The organism is Frankia sp. BMG5.23, assembly GCF_000685765.2.
GTDB lineage: Bacteria > Actinomycetota > Actinomycetes > Frankiales > Frankiaceae > Frankia > Frankia casuarinae.
This window is the reverse complement of record NZ_JDWE01000125.1, coordinates 1-3,536: the sequence shown is the minus strand read 5'-3', so window position 1 is coordinate 3,536 and position 3,536 is coordinate 1. Positions and strand designations below refer to the sequence as shown.

At 67.2% G+C, this 3,536-nt stretch carries 1 pseudogene; it reads left to right on the top strand.

Annotation, left to right across the window (positions count from 1 at the left end):
- Positions 1 to 291: 291 nt before the first annotated feature.
- Positions 292 to 3,536: pseudogene (locus BMG523DRAFT_RS21915) on the top strand (amino acid adenylation domain-containing protein); the annotation flags it as partial.

Genomic DNA, 3,536 nt, shown 5'->3' with positions numbered 1-3,536 from the left:
ACCCGGACCTATGTGCTGGATGATCTGCTGCAGCCGGTGCCGCCGGGGGTGGTCGGTGAGCTTTATCTTGCGGGTCCGGGGCTGGCTCGTGGTTACTGGGCTCGTGCGGGGTTGACCGGTGAGCGGTTTGTGGCGTGTCCGTTTTCCGGGTCTGGGGAGCGGATGTACCGGTCGGGGGATCTGGTTCGGTGGACTGCTGCTGGTGAGTTGGTGTTTGTGGGGCGGGCGGACACGCAGCTTAAGATTCGTGGGTTTCGGGTTGAGGTGGGTGAGGTTGAGGCGGTTTTGGCGGTGTTTCCGGGGGTGACTCGGGTGGTGGTGGTGGCTCGGGAGGATCGGCCGGGTCACAGGTATCTGGTGGGTTATGTGGTGCCGGGGGATGTTGATGGTCGTGCGGTGCGGGAGTTCGCGGCGGAGCGGTTGCCGGAGTATCTGGTTCCGGCGGGGGTTGTTGCGTTGCCGGCGTTGCCGGTGACGCCTAATGGCAAGCTTGATCGTGGGGCGTTGCCGGCGCCGGATTTCGGTGGGTTGGTGACTGGGGGGGCGCCGCGTACCGCGGTCGAGGAGGTGTTGTGTTCGTTGTTTGCGGAGGTGTTGCGGCTTGATCGGGTGGGGGNCGACGACGGGTTCTTCGAGCTGGGTGGCGATTCCCTGCTCGCGATGCGGCTGATCGCNCGNNTNCNGGNNNNGCTGGACGTCGAGGTGAACATCCGNNNGCTNTTCGNCNCGCCGACGCCGGCGGGCGTCGCCCGGCTGCTCGACGGCGGCGGACGGCCCCGGGCGGCGCTGGTCCGGGCGGTCCGCCCGGCGGTGGTTCCGCTGTCGTACGGCCAGACCCGGATGTGGTTCCTCAACCGCTTCCAAGAGGGTGGGGCGGTCTACAACATGCCGTTCGCGCTGAGGCTCACCGGCGAGCTCGACGTGGCGGCCCTGCGGGCGGCGCTGGGCGACGTCGCGTTGCGACACGAGAGCCTGCGGACGGTGTTTCCCGATACCGGCGGCGTTCCCCGGCAGGAGGTGCGGGAGGGCTCTCCCGTGTTGTCGGTGGTGGAGGTGGCGGCGGAGGATGTGCCGTTGTTGCTGCGGGCGGAGGTGGGGCGGGGTTTTGATGTGGGGCGGGAGTTGCCGTGGCGGGTGTCGTTGTTCGTGGTGTCCGCGCGGGAGCATGTTCTGGTGGTGGTGGTGCATCATATTGCGGCGGATGGCTGGTCGATGGGGGTGTTGGGGCGTGATTTGTCGGCGGCGTATGCGGCGCGGTTGTCGGGGCGGGCGCCGTCGTGGGTGGGGTTGCCGGTGCAGTATGCGGATTATGCGTTGTGGCAGCGTGCGGTGTTGGGGAGTGAGTCTGATCCGGGTAGTTTGTTGAGTGCGCAGTTGGGGTATTGGCGTTCTGCTTTGGCGGGTCTTCCGGTGGAGTTGGTGTTGCCGGTGGATCGGCCGCGTCCGGCGGTGGCGAGTTATCGGGGTGGGGCGGTGCCGGTGCGGGTGGGTGCGGGGGTGCATGGGCGGTTGGTGGAGGTGGCGCGGGCGGGGCAGGCGACGTTGTTCATGGTGGTGCAGGCGGCGGTGGCGGTGTTGCTGTCGCGGTTGGGTGCGGGGGTTGATATTCCGGTGGGGACGGCGGTGGCGGGTCGGGGTGCGGCGGCGTTGGATGATCTGGTCGGGTTTTTTGTCAATACGTTGGTGTTGCGGGTCGGTCTTGGTGGTGATCCGTCGTTTGCTGAGGTGGTGGGTCGGGTGCGTGAGGTGGATCTGGCTGCCTATGCGCATCAGGATGTGCCGTTTGAGCGGTTGGTGGAGGAGGTGCAGCCGGTTCGTTCGTTGGCCCGGCATCCGTTGTTCCAGGTCATGCTGACCTTCCAGAACGCTCCCCGGACCTCGGGCTGGGAACTGCCCGGGCTGGTGGTCGAGCGGCACGGCTCCGGGGAGATCGAGACCGCCAAGTTCGACCTGTCTTTGGCGTTGACCGAGCATCGTGATGCCGAGGGTGGTGCGGCGGGGCTGGCTGGGGTTTTGGAGTATTCGGCTGATCTGTTCGATCGGTCGACCGCGGAGGGGCTGGTGGGGCGTCTGGTTCGGTTGCTTGAGGTGGTGGGGGCTGATCCTGGTCTGCGGTTGAGTCAGGTGGATGTGCTGGCGGACGGTGAGTATGACCTGGTGGTGCGGGCGTGGAACGGCACCGCTGTTGGTGGCTCTGCTGTTGGGGTGTCGGCCAGGACGTTGCCGGAGATGTTTCAGGCGCAGGTGGTCGCGCGGCCTGATGCGGTGGCGGTGGTCTGTGAGGATGTGCGGTTGACCTATGCGGAGTTGGATGCCGCGGTGAACCGGCTGGCTCGTCTGTTGGTGGGTTTGGGGGTGGGGCCGGAACGGATTGTGGCGGTGGCGTTGCCCCGGTCGGTGGAGATGGTGGTGGCGTTGCTGGCGGTGCTGAAGGCGGGGGCGGCTTATCTGCCGGTGGATCCGGAGTATCCGGCCGCCCGGCAGGCGTTTATGCTGGCCGATGCCGCTCCCGTGGTGACGTTGGGTACGGCGCGGACCGTGGGGGCGTTGCCTGAGCACGGGGCGGTCAGGGTTGTCGTGGACGCCCCGGATACGGTTCGTGTGCTGGCTGGGCTGCCTGGTACGGCGGTGCGGGATGCCGAGCGGGTCCGGTCGTTGCGGCCGGGGCATCCGGCGTATGTGATCTATACGTCGGGGTCGACGGGTACGCCGAAGGGTGTGCTGATTCCGCAGCGTAATGTGGCTGCCCTCATCGAGACGGCGGGTCGGGTGTACGGGCTGGGCGCCGATGATGTGTGGAGTTTGTTCCACTCCTATGCCTTCGATTTTTCGGTGTGGGAGATGTTCGGTGCGTTGCTGCTCGGTGGCCGGGTTGTGGTGGTGGCGCACTCGGTGAGTCGGTCGCCGCGGGAGTTCGTTGAGTTGCTGAGCCGGACGGGTGTGACGGTGCTCAGCCAGACTCCGTCGGCGTTCTATCAGGTGATCGGTGAGTTGGCTGCTGCCGGGGTCGGTTCCTCGTTGCGGTATGTGGTGTTCGGTGGTGAGGCGCTGGAACCTGCCCGGTTGCGGCAGTGGTATGACCGGTATCCCGGCGACGTCCCGGTGTTGGTCAACATGTACGGCATTACCGAGACGACGGTCCATGTCACGCACATCGCGTTGGACCGGGAGCGGGTGGTGGCGGGGACGGGCAGTGTGGTGGGTGGCCCGTTGCCGGGTGTCCGGACGTATGTGTTGGACGAGTTCCTGCGGCCGGTGCCTCCCGGGGTGGTCGGTGAGCTTTATGTGGCGGGTGCCGGGCTGGCCCGTGGCTATCTCAATCGTCCCGCGTTGACCGGGGAGCGGTTCGTGGCCTGCCCGTTCGGGGGGTCGGGGGAGCGCATGTACCGCACGGGTGACCTGGCCCGGTGGACCGGCGATGGTGGGCTGGTGTTCGCGGGGCGGGCGGATGCGCAGGTGAAGATCCGTGGTTTCCGGATCGAGCCCGGCGAGATCGAGGCCGTGCTGTCCGGGCATCCCGCCGTCGACCAGGTCGC